The 17457-nt window shown below is 40.1% G+C and carries 16 protein-coding genes; all 16 read right to left on the reverse strand.

What is annotated here, in order from left to right:
* Positions 1–284: hypothetical protein (locus H5158_RS12785; protein WP_259399444.1), on the reverse strand; the 284-nt coding region annotated here is incomplete at its 3' end.
* Complete coding sequence (locus H5158_RS12790; protein WP_182719654.1) at positions 281–685, reverse strand: biopolymer transporter ExbD; 405 nt, start codon at positions 683–685, stop codon at positions 281–283. The genes H5158_RS12785 and H5158_RS12790, both read right to left, overlap by 4 nt.
* Complete coding sequence (locus H5158_RS12795) at positions 685–1155, reverse strand: biopolymer transporter ExbD (RefSeq protein WP_182719655.1); 471 nt, start codon at positions 1153–1155, stop codon at positions 685–687. The genes H5158_RS12790 and H5158_RS12795 overlap by 1 nt, the downstream gene beginning before the upstream one ends.
* Positions 1139–2086, reverse strand: a complete 948-nt coding sequence (locus H5158_RS12800) for a MotA/TolQ/ExbB proton channel family protein (RefSeq protein ID WP_182740148.1) — start codon at positions 2084–2086, stop codon at positions 1139–1141. Before H5158_RS12800 ends, H5158_RS12795 begins: the two co-directional genes overlap by 17 nt.
* 74 nt (positions 2087–2160) lie before the next feature.
* Positions 2161–3837: a PepSY domain-containing protein gene (locus H5158_RS12805; RefSeq protein WP_182740149.1), complete on the reverse strand. Its 1677-nt coding sequence runs from the start codon at positions 3835–3837 to the stop codon at positions 2161–2163.
* Complete coding sequence (locus tag H5158_RS12810; RefSeq protein WP_182719658.1) at positions 3834–4184, reverse strand: hypothetical protein; 351 nt, start codon at positions 4182–4184, stop codon at positions 3834–3836. Before H5158_RS12810 ends, H5158_RS12805 begins: the two co-directional genes overlap by 4 nt.
* A gap of 27 nt (positions 4185–4211) precedes the next feature.
* Positions 4212–4565, reverse strand: coding sequence for a DUF3325 family protein (locus H5158_RS12815; protein ID WP_182719659.1), 354 nt, complete (start codon positions 4563–4565; stop codon positions 4212–4214).
* 8 nt (positions 4566–4573) lie between these two features.
* A complete protein-coding gene (locus H5158_RS12820; RefSeq protein WP_182740150.1) occupies positions 4574–6193 on the reverse strand; it encodes a PepSY domain-containing protein in 1620 nt (539 codons plus the stop codon).
* A 144-nt stretch (positions 6194–6337) separates the two neighbouring features.
* The gene (locus H5158_RS12825; RefSeq protein WP_182718831.1) at positions 6338–8728 is read right to left on the reverse strand and encodes a TonB-dependent receptor; all 2391 of its coding nucleotides are present in this window, start codon (positions 8726–8728) and stop codon (positions 6338–6340) included.
* A 284-nt stretch (positions 8729–9012) separates the two neighbouring features.
* Positions 9013–10008, reverse strand: a complete 996-nt coding sequence (locus H5158_RS12830) for a FecR family protein (RefSeq protein WP_182718830.1) — start codon at positions 10006–10008, stop codon at positions 9013–9015.
* Positions 10009–10152: 144 nt separating this feature from the next.
* Positions 10153–10689, reverse strand: a complete 537-nt coding sequence (locus tag H5158_RS12835; RefSeq protein ID WP_182718829.1) for an RNA polymerase sigma factor — start codon at positions 10687–10689, stop codon at positions 10153–10155.
* Positions 10690–10841: 152 nt separating this feature from the next.
* Positions 10842–12149: a DEAD/DEAH box helicase gene (locus H5158_RS12840; protein ID WP_182740151.1), complete on the reverse strand. Its 1308-nt coding sequence runs from the start codon at positions 12147–12149 to the stop codon at positions 10842–10844.
* A gap of 337 nt (positions 12150–12486) precedes the next feature.
* A complete protein-coding gene (locus H5158_RS12845) occupies positions 12487–13638 on the reverse strand; it encodes an MFS transporter (protein ID WP_182740152.1) in 1152 nt (383 codons plus the stop codon).
* A 5-nt stretch (positions 13639–13643) separates the two neighbouring features.
* Positions 13644–15248, reverse strand: a complete 1605-nt coding sequence (locus H5158_RS12850) for an ABC-F family ATP-binding cassette domain-containing protein (RefSeq protein ID WP_259399445.1) — start codon at positions 15246–15248, stop codon at positions 13644–13646.
* A 432-nt stretch (positions 15249–15680) separates the two neighbouring features.
* On the reverse strand, positions 15681–16301 hold the full coding sequence (locus tag H5158_RS12855) for a hypothetical protein (protein ID WP_182740153.1): 621 nt from the start codon (positions 16299–16301) through the stop codon (positions 15681–15683).
* Positions 16302–16662: 361 nt separating this feature from the next.
* Complete coding sequence (locus tag H5158_RS12860; protein ID WP_064435637.1) at positions 16663–17367, reverse strand: type 1 glutamine amidotransferase; 705 nt, start codon at positions 17365–17367, stop codon at positions 16663–16665.
* Between the last annotated feature and the right edge of the window lie 90 nt (positions 17368–17457).

The raw sequence follows: 17457 nt of genomic DNA on the forward strand, positions 1-17457 counted from the left end.
TCCGGTTTATGCTCCGGTTTAGGCTCTGGTTTAGGCTCCGGTTTAGGCTCGGTCTTTTCTTTATTTTCAGTGCTTACCGAGGAGCTAATCAGGTCATTTTTTTCAATATACTGTGGCCCTAACGAAATCTCTATTCCTAATTTAGCACTAGCTTGCGTACTATTTTGCAAGGCAATGGATGGCGAATAAAAAATTAAAAAAAATATAATTAAATGTACTAAAGCTGCAAGTAAAATTGCACCAGACCAAGCCCATACACCTAACTTTAAAGCTGTATCTTTCATTGCTGCGCCTGCTCAGTCAATAATTGTAATTTTTTGACACCTATACTATATAAGCCATGTGTAAAGCTTACTAGATGATTTCCAACAAGATCTGCATCAGCTTTTATAGTGATCACAGTGTTAGGACTACGCTTAATAATATCTGTAATCTTGGCAAGTAAATCCGGCTCTGATAACGGCTGATTATCTAGAGCAAAATGACCTTTCTTATTCATTAACACAACAATTGTCTCTGCATCTTTTGCTGTTTCACTACTCGAAGTGGGAGGAGTAATATCAAATGGCTCTGTTGCGCTTAAACTGCCTGCGATCATAAAAAAAATAAGTAATAAAAAGACTAAATTAATTAGCGGTAAAATACGTTCTTCTGTTTGATCAGGTCGTCGCTCAGGGAAATGCATTAATGTAACTCCAAAGGCATATTGGCGCTTATCTCAGTTTGATTATTTACCTGCCATGTTGGGTCTTGAACTAGCTGTAGAGGCGCTATTCTTTGCTCACTTAATACATCTAAAATGTCGATCAATGCCTGCACCGGAGTGTCACCTAAAGGTTGTAGAATTATTGCTTGTTCACTCGGCTTTACTTTGGCTTTCTTTAACAAACTACTTAGCGCAATTTCGTTGTTGTTAAGTAACAATTTATCGGTGGCAACTTGCACTAAAAACGGGGGTAAATCTGTTTTTAAAGACCCCCCTGTATTACTGCTACTATTTACTTCAACGCTATGCCATTTTGTAAAGCTCGAAGCTAACATAAAAAATATGAGCAAAATAAATACCACGTCAATTAGCGGCGTCAGGCTCACCAACGTTTTTCGTTTTGCTTGTTTAGCTGATAGTGTTGGAAATTGATTATACGCTTTTTGCATGCTCAGCCTGCATCGTGTTGACCTGCGAAAACACTACACTCTTTTGCTGTGCGTTGCCCTGATATAAAGCTTCACATCCCTGCTGCGACAAGTCAGTAATAAATACTTGTGTTAATAAGTTGTCCATTTCGTGGGCTAAGTGGTCTACTTGGCGCTCTAAATAATTTAATAATGCCACCACAGGTATAGCCACACATAACCCCACAGCCGTAGTTAGTAGCGCCTCCCAAATACCACCGGATAAAATAGCTGGGTTCACTTTATTACCTGCATCTTCTAGTTGCTGAAACGCAGAAATCATACCCAACACAGTACCTAATAGACCAAGCAATGGCGACAAAGAAGCAATCACTTCTAATGGACGAAAGCCACGTCTTAAGCGAAACAGCGTATCACTACCAAACCTAAGAACGTCTTCACGTACCGCAGGCTCGGCAACATTGTGTGTAATCCCCCTAAACGCACGCGCCATTGCAAGAGTTATTGGGTTTGGATGTCTATTAGCTAAATTAAGTGCATCTTCACATTTTCCTTGCTGCCATAAAACAAGTACACGCTTTGCGAATTGCCGTTGCCAAATATGTGCTTTTTGAAACTGTATAAGCTTTATTAAAACAATGGTTAATGCGATTACCGACATCAACAACAGTATGTATACGACTGCTCCCCCTGTGTTTAAAAGCTCTATAGTCGTTTTGTACCAAGAGGGTGCGCTCATAACTTCAGCATCAGCTATTTTATTTTCTCCCACATCTTTTGTTATATCAGCTAAAGCTGAATCAAACTCTAAAGGTGCAGCCTCACTGACACTAGTTTCATTATTAATTGCGGAAATAACTTGGCTATTATCTACACTGGCTGACTCCTGAGATGAACAGGTAAATGGAAATATAAATAGTACAAATATGATCAAAAAGAATTTTAATTTCATCAACTGCCTCAACTTTTAATTTTATCAATTTTTTATTTACCTACCGCTAGGCAAGCAAGAATGATTACAACTACTTAACTACCGATATTTAATTCGAGATTGGCTGATAACTTTCGCGCTGCAAAAATTGCGAGTGCAGCACTACTAATTAGCAACAAGTCAATTGTTGCAACTGGCCAGTAAGCATCTGTAAATAAAGTTTTAATTATGTGGTCTCCGGTGGTGAGCCAGTTCAATAAAACCGCTGCAATGGCAATAAAAGCTACTGCCCAACATTGCTCAGTCCATGCCTTGATATAACCACTGCGCTTATTTATGAGCACTCTGATCACGCCATGAAATAAACAACACATCCACACACTAAAAAACACATATACTTCAAGGTCACGGACTAAAACACCTGCAAATTGCACTGAGTTATTAAATAGTCGATTAGCTACTAAAAAAGCCCCCGTTGCGATAATAATGCCCATAACTGCGCTCAGGTTATGTACATTCATAAAAAAGATGCTAAAACGTGTGCCGTCATGTTTTTGATTGCGTGCCTGTGTCCAATGTAATAGTCCAGTGGCTATCAAAACACATCCCCCAAGCCCTGCAACAAAGTAAAACCAGCGTAATGGCCAATGATCAAACTGCACATAATGCATACCCGCTACAAAATTAAACACATTAGTAACGGAAGACGACTCGAAGTGCTCTAGCTCTGCACCTGTTGCAACAGAGAACCGTCGGTTATCCATATTTTGTGCCACACTTTTGTCACCACTTAAGCGAAGCGCAATCACACCTTCTGCATCCGCAGGATTACTTACCCGCACCATATAAACAGCACCATGCCCCAGCTCTTCCTCAGTGGCAGTAATTAAAGGGTCTATAGATGTTATCGTTGCAAATTCGCCGGACGCTTTAGGGGTAACTCGCCCTTGTGACTCACCAATAAAACGCCGCCTTGCAGGCGAATTACCTGCGCCTTCTTTGGCTTTAGGAGCTTTACTTTTACTATCGATTTTTTGGCGTGAGCGCGTAATTTCCTTAGCTGGAGTTTTCTGAGTATGTACTGCTTGAGGGTGCATTTGCTCATATACGGCATCGGGCGCTTTAGGAAAATAAATTAAGTGCGCAATCATTAATCCTGACAAAGTAATAACTAAGGTGAAAGGTAATAGTACAACGCCGGTTAGGTTATGCGCATCAAGGTTACCTCGGCTAAAACTACGCCACACTCTAAAGGAAAAGAAATCAGTAAATAATCTACGATGTATCACTATTCCTGAGACTAAAAGGCACAACATGCCAATGCTTGCAATACCCACCAGCCAAGCACCAATATTGCCTTTGCGTAACGTAAGATTATGGTGAAATGGATAAATAAAGCGACTTGCACCTCGCGTATTCGATGCAGGAAGCTGCTCTAACGTCACAGGGTGAAAACTATTTCGCTTAGCTATATGTGACTCTTTGGTATCATAACCCAACGCTAAAAAGGGCTTGCGCTCAGAAGGTAGTACGATACTCCATGCCGTAGCTCCCTCAGAGAGAGTATTGAGTAGAGGAACAATATCGCGATCAACGGATAATTTAGGTGCTGTATCCATATTAATTCGCGTTTGCGGCATCATCCAGCGATCTATTTCTTTATCGAATACTGATAGCGTGCCGGTCCAAAAAATAGCAAACAGTAAACCACTTAACAGCAACCCAGCCCAAGTATGCAAGACACTCATGTTAAATCTAAACCCGGTTTTCATACCAACGCCCCAGCTAACCAAGCTGCAACAAAGGTTATACCCGTAAAGCCGATCACATTTACCCAGGTTAATAACGTATTTCCGCGAGAAAAAGCCCACATTAAAATAACCGGTAAGTAGATAAAGCCTGTCATACTTGCAACAACAACAGCATCAGTCCACACCATACCTAAATGAAAAAGTACTGCCCCCGTAATATTGACAAGCTGCGAGCTGCTAATATAACAAAGCAAGCAAATAACAATTGAATGCACCACCATACTGATACTATAAAGCCATTTATAAACAGCCATAGTGTGATTAACGCGATTATTTAGATCAGTTAACACTGAGCCTTTTACGACCATTTTTTTCACCTAAAAATAAAAATAACATTACGGTTTATTGGTTTTTTCCACTGTGTTATCAAAATAAAAGTACGATATAACTTTGTTGATATAGCCCAATAAACGTGGGCACCACACCAAAGAAAATGCGACTAAAGTCGCCGCCAAACTTAATATTAAAACCCATACCAACGCGCCAAAACTAAAGCCATCATTAAACACCGCTAAAATTAATGACAATGCCACCATAAAAATTCCAATAAAACGCTGTGCTCTGACCGTACCTTGATTTGGAAAGGGTCCACCAATAACAGTACGCCAATGCTGAGTTTGACTAATAGCCCAACAACTAAAACCAACATAGGCACAGACAAACGACGCGATTAATCCGATGTGCATCATAAAATTCTTCAAAACCTCTCTTGATAATGAGCTCGTAACTTTACGCTAGTCCAAAAAGCACTGGCAGCCGAGATTAGTAGCACCAAGTCTGTAGCCGCTACAGGCCAGTAAGTATCTGTAAACACTGTTTTAATAAGGCCATCCCCTGTTCCCACCCAGTTTAAAATAACGGCAAAAACAGCAACAACAGCAATAAATCCACATTGCTGTGTCCAAGCCCTTAAGTATCCATATGATCTATCTTGTAAAACACTTAGCAAAGCATGCAACAAGCTAAGTAACCAAACGCTGAAAAATGCATATATTTCAGCTTTATCTCCCATAACAGCATCCAAATATGGGGATATATCCCTTACTCTGTTAGTAAGTAAAAACACACCTGTTGCAGCAATAATGCCGGTTATAACCGCAATATTATGTGCATTCATTAGAGCGACATTGAGAGGAGGGTTTAGGTTATTTTTATTACTCGCGGTGGTCCAATGCACTAAGCCCGTAGCAATTAATAAACAGCTACCTAAACCAGCAAAAAAATACAACCAACGAAGTGGCCAATGATCAAATTGGATATAGTGCATGCCACTTATAAAGTTCCAAATGCCAACAGCTTGCGAGCCAGTAAATGACCCTTTTGGCTCTCCTGTCATAGTATTAAAACGCTTATGATCATTACTTTTTGTAACCGAATCATCGCTATGTCTTCTAAACACAACAGAGCTATTAGTATCACCAGGATGATTTACTCGTACTAAATAAACACCTCCTTTACCCCAATCTGATTCAGCCTCTGAAATCATCTGTTCAATGGAGGCAAAATGGCCTTTTTCTCCGCTGGCAGACTCACGAATATGACCTAGCACCTTTGCTGAAAATAAACGCTGAGCATCTTTTTCATTCGCGACCTTATTACTATTCTCAACACTAATAGCTTGCTGATAAACGCGACTAATTAATTGAGGAAAATAGACTTGTTGTACAATAATCAACCCTGACAAAGTTATAACAAGAGTAAATGGTAGTAACACAACACCAGTTAAATTGTGCAGATCTAAATTAGCTCTGCTGAACTTACGAAATAAACGTAAAGAAAAAAAATCGGTAAATATTCGCCGATGAATAACAATGCCTGAAACTAACAGACAGAGCATTGCAATACTTGCAACCCCTACCAGCCATGCACCTAAATCATCTTTACGCAGCGTCAAGTTATGATGAAAAGGGTAAATAAAACTACTAGCATTAGGTCTATTCGCTTTTGTTAATGGTGCAAGCGTAACTGGATGAAAATACTCCCGAACATGGCGACGAGGCTTTTTATATGAAGCCGCTTTGATTACATATGGTATACGCTCACGCGGTAACACAATTGTCCAGTAAGCAGCTCCATTTTGCTGCTCACTCAATGGCTGAATAATATCTTTATCTACCGATAACGAAGATGTCACTTTCATTAAGTTAATGCGAGTATCTGGCATCATCCAGCGGTCTATTTCTTTGTCAAATACAGACAAAGTGCCAGTCCAAAATATTGCAAAAATAAGCCCACTTAAAATCAGCCCCACCCATGTATGAACAGGACCCATTCTTACTCGTATGTTAAGCTTTGCGTTTACTGCTTTTCTACTCATGCGCAAGACCAATTAATCAACCAGTCTCTAAACCATGTCGTTGTTAATGTGCAAGTAACGTCACATGGCATATTCAATAAAAAAGATGGAGTGTTTAAAAAGCTTACAGCCATAATCATTTTTCCAATTCGCTATAAGCCGTAATCAAAACAACACTTTCATGTTCATGAAGTAACTACGTCCACGCTCTGAAAACCTAAAAGCGCCAGTGTCTTCACGTACTTTAAAACGCTTTGCATCTGTAAAATTATCAATTGTGAAATTTAGACTAAGCCACTTATTAACGTCATAACTCAATCCAATATCTAAAGTCGCTAAATCTTTTTCACTTTTATCAACCGAGTTACGATCAAAATCAACTCGGGTAATTTGCCCTTCATAATTCGCTCTTATGTAACTAGATAACTTATCGGTTGGATAATAATTAAGGACAACGGAACCGGTGTGATCAGGAACACCAACTAACGAATTACCATCTAATTGCGCCAGAGTATCGCCAAAAGGGCGCGCGCCTGCAGGTGTATTAATAACAACATTACTGGCATCTATGGAAGAATCGGTATAGGTATAGTTAATTTTCAGCGCCAACTTTTCAGCTATATCCCAATTTCCCTCTAACTCAATACCTTGAATTGTTGCTCCATCAGCATTAAGCCACGTAGCCCAAGCTGGACATTCCTGCGAACCGACACTCCCAGAGTCGCAATACGCTGCAATAACGCCGTCATTGCCATCACTAAAGTAGTAAGATTGCGTGCTGAGTATTTTATTGGTGAAATCGTTGTAGAAAAAAGTTGTGCCAAAACTCAGGTTTTTATTGTTGTTATACATAGCACTAACCTCATAGTTGGTGCTTTTTTCTGGTTTTAAGTTTGGATTACCCATGATCACAAATTGATCATTACCGCCGCCGCGTGATGAGCCCGTAGTTTCATCAATTTGAGTGATTTTTGGACTTTTATAGCCCGTTGCAATACCGCCTTTAAAAGTTAAGTTTTCACTATAATTAAAAACAAAATAAGCACGTGGGGAAGTATGTTTGCCAAAAAATTCATTGTCAGTTAATCGAGCGCCTAACGTTAAATATAACTTTTGGCTAATAAGCTCCCACTCATCTTCAGTAAAAATAGCCCAATCAGTGACCTTTCTTGTGCCAAAACTACCTGAATGACCTCCGCCCAAATCACTATTGGCTTGTTCATCGTTAGTCCACTGCAAACCCGTAGTTATAAGGTGACGACCAAAACCGGTTAAAAAGCGCGCATCGGCAACTTTATTTTCCGAACTTGTGGTAAATTCGTAAGTTTTTGGATAACGATATCTTTCATAACTTTCTTGGTAATATTTGACTTCTAAATCACCCAGCTCAAAACGCTTATTGTAGGTTATACCCCAAGAGTCTCGTGTCCACTCTCGATCAACAGCGGACCGACTTGTTTGTTTTAACACGCCACCAGGATTGCTGGTATAACGCTGCTTTGAGGTTGAAAAATCAAATGTTAAATCGGTATCTTGATTGGCTATAAGGTTTAACTTACCGCCTAAAGTACGCTTTTGAGATTCTTGGTAACCGCCTAAATATTTATCCTCATCTTGCAGTATTTCACTACCCCATAAAGAAACACCCATAGTGTTTTTAATAATCGGCCCAGATAAGTAAAAATCCGCTTGGCGTTTATTCGACATCACACCACTATCAGGCGCTTGAAAGCCATACCCTACGCTGCCGCCCCATTTTTCAGGCGTTTTTTTGGTAATAATATTAATTACCCCACCCATAGCATCACTACCATATAGCGAGCTCATTGGCCCGCGAACAACCTCAACACGGTCAATAACTGATACCGGTGGTATGAAACTGCTATCTAGATCTTCATTATTTAATTCTCTTGGGTTAGCTGTTTCTGAGCGAACGCGTTTTCCGTCAACCAATACCAATGTGTACCCTTTAGGCATGCCCCTAATTGATATACCACTATTAGCACCTGAGCCAACAACGTTAACACCTGGCACTTCATTAGTAATATCTTGTAAAGAACTAAACGGGCGCTTTTCCAGAGTATCATTTGAAAGCACGCTAATACTTGCCGGTGAATTTTTGATTTCTTGAGAATATCCTGCAGCAGTCGTTACCGTTATTGGCCCTAAAGACAACGGCTGACTGTTAGTTTTGGCCTTTACTTTCTCTAACGTTACCGCATTTGTAGTGACAAACCGGTAACGTATATTAGTGCCAGACAATAAAACATTAAGCGCTTGAGCTGGGGTCAAATCACCTTTAACTTCAGCAGACATATACTGTGCTGTCGGTATCCCCGTGTATAAAACCTGAACGTTAGTAATAGCAGAAAAATCAGTAATAGCCTTTGACAATACTTTAGCTTCAAGATCAAATTGATAGCGTGCTGCGTGCTGGTGAGCAGTATTTTCAACTTGCGGTTTAACTGCAGTATTAGCCTGCAGTGAATGACTGGCTATGAACGCCAAGGTTAGTATTGAAAACAACCCAATACGTTTATTAACACGAAAATCCATTAAGCGCCCTTTAGTAAAAGTAATACGAATAATTTACACCTACAATTAAGACGTATCTCACTCACACTTTCCCCCAGTGCGGTTAAAAAAAATTATGCAGCTATTACAGCCAGAAAGAATTTAACTAGGGTGTGCGCTATTTGAAAGGTAAGAAAGAGGAGAAAAACTAACGCTTATTTAACCTGATCTTTAGTCAAGTTATTCACTCACACATTAATTTATTGTATTAATATTCGTTTTACTCTCAAGCCGGAGATAAATTTATTATTCGAAGTTCAGGTTCTTTAGTGCAACATGACTAAATAATCAGTTAGGCGAGTTTGTTTTAACGCTAAGGTTTCAGTGATCATTTCCAACGCAGCATCGGGGTCATTAATAGAAAACACACCACTAATCTGCAAATTATTAACTGAATCATCAGTAATAATTATTTTCCCTTTACGATAACGATTCAGTTTAGCAACAACCTCACTAAGCGCAGCGCTGTAAAAAACAAGCTGCCCACGCTGCCAAGCATTAACCACTGCTGCATCAAATTCACTAACGGCGCCAATGCCCGTTGAAAAAAGCTTAGCTTGTTGATTTGCAGATAAGTTTTTCCTAAGTTTTCTAGCTTGATTCGACGTCAGTGCAACGCTTCCTTCAAACAGACTGACAGTGGCTGAGTCGCTATACAAACTAACATTAAATTGAGTGCCAGTAACAGTGACCGTCCCTTGTGTTGTATTTACCACAAAAGGGCGTTCACTATTTTTAGCAACATTAAATCTAGCCTCGCCTTGAAGCAATACCACTTCCCGTAACTGTTTGGTATAATTAACTTTAATTGCGCTATTAGTATTAAGGATAATTTCGCTATTATCATCCAGTTGCACAACTTTTTGCTCACCAACGTTACTGTAATAGTCACTTTGTAAGCGCAGCGGCCAGTTTTGTTGCCAACCAACACCTGCTATAGCAACAAAAAGCGCAACACTTGCAACGGCTGCATAAAATGGCCGTGATACACGCTTAATGAAGGTTTTTTGAACGGTTGGCTCTAATATTAAATCGTTTTCAGATAGTTCCGAGTGCGTCAGTACATCCCATAACGAACTCATATCATCGTATGCTACCCGATGTAAAGGGTCTGCAAGTAGCCAAGTATTGAACTGTGCTTTTAACTGACAGCCTTGTGATTCTTGAAGATCACTGTCGTGCATGCGGGCATGCCATACTGAAGCTTGCTCTAAGATAGCCTCCGGTATCTCAGCTGTATACTTACTTGCCATCTCAACCATACTGATTAAGCCTTACAAAAATACAACTTAACAAAAAGCAAATACCAATCAGAAAGTTTATTATAAAAATAACTTTTACTTGGTTGACCAACTTGATAAATGCGTAGTTAAAAATCGTTAAAATGGGTGAATAAATAAAAAAACTCAAACCTGTCGCCCCGCCTCTCGCAAGCATTGACGACAATGAACCATAGCTTTTGCAATGTGCTTTTCAACCGTTTTAATACTGATACCCAATATCTGCGATATTTCTCGCATTGTTAGTCCTTGCCTGCGATACAGTATAAATACTTCTCGGCATTTGTCTGGTAATTCGGCTATGGCCTGCTCTAATACAGCCAGTTGTTGTTTAGAAATTAATACATCAGTATGTGTAGGGGAAGGGCAAGCCACTTGCTCACATTGCCTTTGCTCTTGAGGCGACACTATTTGCGCTTGCCACTGCTGGGCTGTTTGTTGTTGACGAAATTGATCTACCAGCAGATTACTAGCCATGCGATATAAGTAAGCTTTTGGGTTACTGGGTAACTCAATATGCGTATTAACAGCACGTAGCCATGTTTCCTGAACGACTTCCTCTGCAACGTCAACAGAACCCGCACGCAAGCGAATGTGTTTTACAAGCTCACCATAATAAGTCTCAACGGCTTGTGCTAAGGTTTGAAAAGGAAATGAAGCCAAGGTCTACTACTCACCTTAAATGCAATGTTTCGTCAATAAACGCTAATAATAACTTTTTGCATTAGCAGATGTAAAGAACTCCAGCAATTAAAGGCCATACATAAGCAACAGTAGCTTACCCACTTATGCTTATGTATTTAACTATTTTGGCATTACTTACCTTTGCCTCGCCAGCCGCTCCATACATCATCTATATCATCGGCTTTATTTCTGTTCTTTTTCTTACCAGTACCTTCAGGCTTGGCCATTGGCTTGTCATTTTTAAGCGCCTCGGCGGCATCAAGGTTGGCTTGGTTTACGGCAAAGCCTGTTACTTCTTCACGCTCTAGGCGTAGTTTGTTTTTCTTTTCGATAATTTTAAAGTGATGAAAGTCTTCATAATCAATCAGTGATAACGCTAAACCTACTTCACCAGCACGGCCACTTCGGCCAATGCGGTGCATGTAATCAGCAGGGCTACGCGGTAAGTTAAAGTTAATCACTACTGGCAGTTTGGCAATATCTAAACCACGGGCGGCAATATCCGTGGCTATTAGTATTTCTATTTCGCCATCTTTAAACTTTTCGATTACCCGAGTACGTTCACTTTGGCCTTTATCGCCATGGAATACTTGCGCGTTAACGCCACGTTTTTCGAGCTTACTGGCTAAGTGCTCACAATCTTTTTTAGCGTTTACAAAAATCAGTGCTTGGCGCCATTGCTGCTGTTTAATTAAATGCGCTAAAACCGTGGTTTTTTCACCTTTATTTACGGTAAACACACGCTGTACTAAAGTGCTTTCGTCTTTGTTTTGAACTTGTATTTCAACCGGATTAGTTAACAGCTCTTGGGTTAATTGCTTAACTTGCTCTGGGAAAGTCGCAGAAAACAACATGGTTTGCTTTTTAGCAGGCATAAGCGCTAATAAACTAGCCAACTCTTCGGTAAAGCCTAAGCTTAATAAGCGATCGGCTTCATCAAGCACTAAGGTGCTGACTCTATCGAGCTTAATCGCATTACTTGAAATCAAATCAAGTAACCGCCCAGGGGTTGCCACGATAATATCGGCGCCGCCACGTAATGCCTGCATTTGCGTATTAACCGACACCCCACCAAACACCGCAACGGTTTTTATTGCGCCATTAAAATTTGCAGAATACGACTTAACACTATCAGCCACCTGCGTTGCCAGCTCTCGCGTTGGCACTAAAATCAGCCCTGTTACAAAATTACCTTTGCTAGCAGCTTTTTTAGCACCTTGCTCTAAAAAGAGTTTTTGTAATATAGGCAATGCAAACGTTGCTGTTTTACCTGAGCCGGTATTCGCCCCTGCAATTAAGTCACTGCCCGCCAAAATACTTGGAATTGCTTTTGCCTGAATCGGCGTAGGCTGGGTGTATTCAAGATCAGACAATCGAGCAATTAGCTCTGGGATAAGGCCAAGTTCGTTGAAATTACTAGGATTTGCGGCTGAGGTCATAAAAGGTGCGGGCTCATTACTAAAAATAGCCTGCAATTTTAGCGTATTTATTGCCCGTTAAGTAGAGATTAGTGATTTAAATGTAGTTTAGGTAACAGCTGAGCGCTTCGAGCTACAAATTACGAGCAGGTTTGTGATTTTTGTAAACTCGGATTTATCCCGCGCTTTTATTATTATGTTTAGAATAATCTTTTTAAACAAAGTATTTGGCTATGTTCCCAAGCTTTGTTGCAAAATAAAATCTGTAAGCCAGTAATTTGAAATTCCAGCCCCTTTAGAGCGGAGCTGGATTAAGTTTATTGATCTTTATTTATGTTAACTCCAGCGAATATCATGCTTACTTTTGGGCTTTGCTAATAGGGCGCAACACGACAATGGCCATTCCGAATAATAAGGTAGCAAGAATTACCATTCCTATTGCTCCAAAACTGTAAGCAAACCCTGCGATTCCAGACCAAATAGCGACACCAATATGCATCATGGTGATTCCCATAGACATTAATACGCCACGATGAGTTACCGATAATTCAGCGATATAGCTTTGTAAGGCCGGCGATCCGATCCCACCTGCCATCGACCAAAACGCTAACAACAAAAGCAGAATAGCCCAATGCTCTGTGGGATAAGAATAAAACCCGACACTAACAAGCAAACATACAATCAAAGCAACTCTCATTATTTGACGTCCATTGCCAAAACGCTGCATCAAACGGGGCATCAACATATTGCCAATCACACTTATTACCCCCAAAATGGCATATAAGCTCCCCACTAAACACATTGATACATTTAAGCTGTCACGTAAGTGCTGGCCAATAAGATTAAACAAACCAATACCGCCACCGAGACCAAAGCACATAGCAAGCAAGGCGCCTGCCGCACCTGGAATCGCCCATATTTTAACAGGTTGCTCTTTACTTATGTTTTGTGGACTCACCTTTTCAACTGGTAATTTGTTAGCAGCTAGTATTCCAAGTAAAGCAGCTACACACCAAGCACAAACTCCAAGAACGATAAATGCAGCGCGCCAAGAAAGCCATTCAGCTAAAATAGCTCCCACTGCAGGGCTCGCTATCATGCCCAGAGTAAGGCCAGCTTGAACCCAAGCAATCCGTTTTACAGCATCTGCACCTGAAGAATCAGCGGCAATTGCAAAGGCAATAGGTAGCATACCTGCACTGGCAAGCCCTGTAAGTACTCGGGTCGTTAATCCCCATTCAAATGTATCTACTAATCCGGTCGCAATCGACGCAGCACCAAATAGCAATGCCGCAGGTAATAGCACCCACAAACGACCATGGCGATCAGATAATGCTCCCAATACAGGTGCAACCATTGCCAAAGCCACACTGTAAGCTGTAATAAATAAAGTGACCCGCTCTGGCTCAACTCCTAAATCGTTACCGATTGGAATCAAGATTGGCCCTAGCATCAGTTCATCCGCGCCCACTAAAAAAGCAATAAAGAATAATAATATTTTTAATAACATAGCATTTAACCTTTCACTACTTCTGCATATTGGGTATTAATAATAGATTGAATGTCCACTATTCGGTCTGGCCAATCAGCAACAAAGCTCTGCTCGTGTGAAACGATAATCACTGTTCCAGTGTATTCCATCAAGGCTTGTTTAAGTGCAGCTTTTACTTCCATATCTAAATGTGTTGTCGGTTCATCAAGCACTAATAAATTAGTCGGTTTTAATGCTAAACAACATAGCTTTACTTTAGTTTGCTCACCACCACTTAGCGATTCAATGGGCTGTATTGCTAATTTCCCCGCCACACCAAAACGCGCAAGCTGCTCTCTTGCGGTCTTATCATCCAACCCATCGCACACCGATTTGAGCAAATTTACCGGTGTCGCTTCAGGATAAGACCAATACAACTCTTGCTCAAAATAACCCAACTGCAAAACAGGTGATAATGCAATCACTCCCGATAATGGTGCTAATTCTCCGACTAAGGTTTTTAATAACGTTGATTTACCAATACCATTAAAACCTGTAATCACCACTTTTTCGCCACGCATAATAGTAAGAGAAATCGCTGGCAATAATGGCCTAGAGTAACCAATTACCAGATCCAATGTTTTAAGCATCTCTTGCGCATTAGAGGTTGAGCTTCTAAACATAAACGTTATTGGCTTATTTTGCTTAGGAGGCACCAGCCGTTCGATACGTGTTAGTTGTTTTTTGCGCCCATTAGCAATGCTGGCATTCACTCCAGCTCCATTTTTTGCAATGAACAGCTCCAACTTATCGATATGCTTTTTTTGAGCTTGGTATTGCTTAATATAAGCCGCATCATCATTGGCTTTCTGAGCCATAGACTTTGCCACATTACCTTTGTATTTTCGGATAGTTTGTCTATCTATATCGCATATATTAGTTGCGATACTATTCAAGAAGGCTTGATCGTGTGAAACCACCATAAACGCACCTTCAAACTCATTTAAGTACTCTGTTAGCCACTTAATATGTATAACATCTAAATAGTTAGTAGGCTCATCCAACAAAAGCACATCAGGTAAAAGTAATAATATCCTCGCCAACATCACCTTATGACGCTGTCCACCACTTAATTTAGCAAGTTGAGTCTGCATTCCAAATGCCGTGATCCCGAGCCCTTCAGCCATAGCATTAATTTTATTATCGATCACATAAAATGACTGACTTTCTAACTTTGTCTGGATCATTGCAGCTCGATTAAGCTGGCTTTGCTGAGTACTTTTTTTTGAGCAAGCATAAATATCTAACATTTGCGCTTCGAGTAAATACAGCTCAGAAAATGCTGTTCGAAAATAATCATATACCGAGAGCAAATCATTCATTTGAGCATGCTGATCAAGATAGCCAATTTTAATTGCAGGTTGCCAAATAATATCGCCCTCATCAGGTAATAACTCTGCTTGAAGCAGTTTAAGTAGGGTGCTTTTACCTACACCATTTGCACCGGTTACACCAACATGCTCACCAGCTAAAAGAGTAAACTCAGCATTTTGATATAAAGCTTTATCACCAATGTGGTAAGTAACACTTTTTAAATTTAATAAACTCATTGTTTTTACACCAAAAAAACGAGGGGCGGTATATGACATACCGGCCCCTCGTTTCAAGAATCATCGAAACTTTGTTTATGATTTTTTCTAACCATCAAAAACAAAAAAGGCCGACGATGAAGTTCATCGTCGGCCTTTTTCTGTAATGATCAGATACAACTACCCCTCCCTTATTTTAGAGGGATCACGTTATACCTGATGAAGATTCAGAAAACATCAAGCTCCGAGCAACACTTCATCGTGATAGTGCGCGGAGCAAAGCCTCCTGACAAAGTTCTTGAATAAGATGTAAAACATTACAGATAACTATAAAATTGAATAGTGCGGATTCTAGCTAAATATCTTTTTTCGGTCAATAGTTGAGCTGCGACGTATCCAAAGTATGCCTCTTTTACAACTGCCGGCTTTGGTTGATCCCGGTTCATTTTTGCTAATTTACTTTAAAATAAGACATACAAGCTCACACCAATGCTAGGCCTGCGTTTTTATCAATGGGGTATCTTGGCTTTTTAAGAACTCAACGGCCTTTGCTTGATATTCTTTAATAAAAGATTCTGAGGTTAATTTTTCTACCGTTGACAAAGAAGACCGCGCATATCCAACAACTTTACTAAAAGAGCGAGGGTGCTCTTTTCGCATTTGTTGTGCTTCCTTAACACCAAGTTCAAAAAATGCTGTTATATCGATTTTATCACTTGAAGAAAAACCTCTGTTCTGGAAGTTGATCCCTTCAAGAGAGCCCTTTACATCCATAACATCCCCCCAAAATGTTCCTCTGAGGCTTTCTGTGTTACCGCTTGCTCTTTGTGTATCCGACTCAAGTTTTCTCACCGCATCGACTATCCCTTTAAATTCATTGATCGACATATTACTAAAATCAAAGCCTTCAGGATTAAGCAGCGCACTATAGGGTGAGCTTTTTTGTGCTTCGCCAGTAAATGCAGCAATCGCTTCTGGCTCTGCCTCAGCCTCAGCCTCAGCCTCTATTTTAGCATCAGTATCTGTCACTTGCTGCTGAGGGGCTATCTGCGTTTTGGGCTGATTTATAGTAGTAAGACTTACCGCTTGATGAATATTAAAATTGATTGTCATAAAAGTTCCTTTTTAGTTGTTCTGCATTCAAGTATTTCTGTATCGGCTGACTTACTTATTAGTTTAGGACTTATTTTGGGTACTTCACCTAAATCATTTTGCTAGACAGATATCGCCATATATACATTGTAGCCATGACGAAAAAAGCCTGTATTTCTGGCACGTTTATTAGCTACTCTGTAGGGGTTAGTGGTTTTAAAAATGGCTTTGATGAAAATATTCGACCCACTAGTTAGAACGAAGCGACGTTGTTCATTGATTTAGCTAGATAAAAACCATAGCACGACGGCTAAAGTAACTCTATCTGACTTCAGGTTAGAGAAAAACGATAGAAACAGGCAGCGCAGCACATACTTTTGAGCTAATAGGTATTTACTAATTTATCTAAAAATAAATAGATCTTTTGGTTCATAGCATCATAGTCATGAGCAAGTAATACTTCTGGCTCCTCAACAAAGCGGTATTTTGCAGTTTCACTAAGATCATCATGCTCAATTAGCAAGGCTACAACCTCTTTAGTTAGCTCCATATGACATTGAAAACCAAATACTCGCTCATTATAAGCAACGATTTGCCTTGGGCAGCCCTCGCTATATGCGATGATCTTTGCATCAGGTGTCAGCCCCGGCATATCATTGTGCCAATGACCGACTTCTAACACTTTATCGAAGTGCTCAAACAAGGGGTGCACTAAACCTGCTGGTGTTAAAGTAATTGGAAATTTACCAATCTCACGCTCAGGACTATGTTCATAATGAGCACCTAATGCTTCACCAATCAACTGAGCCCCTAAACAAACGCCAAGTACAATTTTCCCAGCAGCAATCGCTTTTAAGATTAGGGCTTGCTCACCTTTTGCATCAAAATAAGGGCATTGTTCAATTGTTGTATTAGGACTTTGAGGGCCACCCATTACAATTAAAATATCAATATCTTTAATCGCATCTAACAGAGGGCTACCTTCATACACCTTAGAATAACTAATAGTATAACCCTGCATTCTAGCCCAAGTTTCGTATGCACCTGGCGCTTCAAAATACTCATGGATAATAAAGTGAATATGCATTTTTTTGCCTTTTAAATAACAGAGGCTCACGATGATATACCAAATCAGAGCTATGCGTTTTATACTAACAGACACAAAACATCGATAAAC

It is taken from the genome of Pseudoalteromonas sp. SR45-6 (assembly GCF_014163545.1).
GTDB classification, from domain to species: domain Bacteria; phylum Pseudomonadota; class Gammaproteobacteria; order Enterobacterales; family Alteromonadaceae; genus Pseudoalteromonas; species Pseudoalteromonas rhizosphaerae.